Raw genomic sequence first — 1,588 nt, forward strand, 5'->3', positions numbered from 1 at the left:
GGAGTCCGGAAGCGAATCCATAAGTGACCGGATATCAGGTACTGGAAGTCTTGGTGTCTCATAGTACTGTTGAGAACGGGGAACTCCGCTCGGGAGGACCCGGACGAGGAAAGGGGGCACCACAGTTATTGACCCGTTTATGGGAAACACAAGGGGTACACTGAAACCTTATGTTTGTGTCAACGAAACAGAAACGGATAGCCACACTGGCCAGAAACAATCCAGCCATGGCGTTCACTTCGCTCAATCATTACATAGACTACAACTGGCTTTTACAGGCCTATCAGCTGACCCGTAAGGATGGCGCGACAGGTGTCGATGACCAAACGGCCGATATGTATGAGAGACAGCTGGAGACTAATCTCCTTGACTTACTGGATCGCATGAAATCTGGTCGTTACCGGGCTCCTGCCTTGAGACGCGTTTATATTCCCAAAGGGAAAGGCCAGCAACGTTCTTTAGGTATTCCGACCTTCGAGGACAAGATTGCCCAGAGAGGGGTAGCGATGTTATTGGCGCCCATATACGAGCAGGATTTTTACAACTGCTCCTTTGGGTTTCGCAAGGGCAGGTCAGCGCACCATGCCTTGCAAAGTCTACGTAGTCACATAATGCACGGTGGCGGCCAATGGGTGCTGGATGTGGATATTCAAAAGTATTTCGATACGATTGACCACAGCCAGCTACGACTGTTCCTTGCCAGAAGAGTGTCTGATGGCGTGGTACGAAAACTGATCGTCTCTTCATGAAAAGCATGGCTAAAGGCCGGTATACTTGAGTCAGGGCAGCTTTGCTACCCGACAATGGGAACCGGTGGTGTTATTTCACCACTGTTAGCCAATATTTACTTGCACTATGTATTGGATGACTGGTTTATTCAAACGCTCTTGTAGATAAAGAGTGCCAAGAATGCAGGGAAGGTGTAGCCTGACCCGCTATGCGGATGATTTTGTCATGGTGTTTCAAAATCCTGACGACTGTCGTCGAGTAGAGAGGGTATTGCCTAAGCGCTTTGGCGTATATGGCCTTACACTACACCCGGAAAAGACGCAGAGAATCGACTTTCGGGTTCCACACCGGAAAGAAAACAAACGTCGTGGACTTCCGATCAGCTTTGATTTCCTTGGGTTCACTCATTACTGGGGTAAAACCCGAAAAGGTGGGTTTGCAATATTCCAGAAAACTGCCAAAGGGCGACTAGCCAAAACGCTGAAGTCATTCAATGACTACTGTCGTAAACATAGACATGGCTCATTGAAGGAGCAGTACGACAAATTGAATCGTAAATTACGGGGTCACTTTGCGTACTTCGGCATAACGGGAAACTATAAAGCCCTGAAAGCAGTACATTACCGAGTAAAGAAAATCTGGCATAAATGGCTGGGCCGCCGATCACGGAAAAGCTATATTCCGTGGGAGAAATTCTCCCGGTTCCTGAAACGCTTCCCCCTGACACCACCAAGAATCCAGCATCAGTACTATCATGGTCATCAGTCAGTGAACCAGTAACTGTGAGGAACCGGATGCCTTAATTGGGCTCGTCCGGCTCTGCGAGGGCTGAGGACGGTAACGTCCTCTTCTACTCGGA

The 1,588-nt window shown here is 48.9% G+C and carries 2 protein-coding genes; both read left to right on the plus strand.

Translation table 11 applies throughout. From position 1 onward, the window contains the following. Positions 1 to 176 precede the first annotated feature (176 nt). A complete protein-coding gene (locus tag KDK14_RS21735) occupies positions 177 to 749 on the plus strand; it encodes a reverse transcriptase domain-containing protein (protein WP_257265072.1) in 573 nt (190 codons plus the stop codon). Between the two features lie 160 nt (positions 750 to 909). After that, on the plus strand, positions 910 to 1,509 hold the full coding sequence (locus tag KDK14_RS10585) for a hypothetical protein (RefSeq protein WP_257265073.1): 600 nt from the start codon (positions 910 to 912) through the stop codon (positions 1,507 to 1,509). The last annotated feature ends 79 nt before the right edge of the window (positions 1,510 to 1,588 follow it).

Origin of the sequence: Endozoicomonas sp. ONNA2 (assembly GCF_024606365.1) — a bacterium.
Classification (GTDB): domain Bacteria; phylum Pseudomonadota; class Gammaproteobacteria; order Pseudomonadales; family Endozoicomonadaceae; genus Endozoicomonas.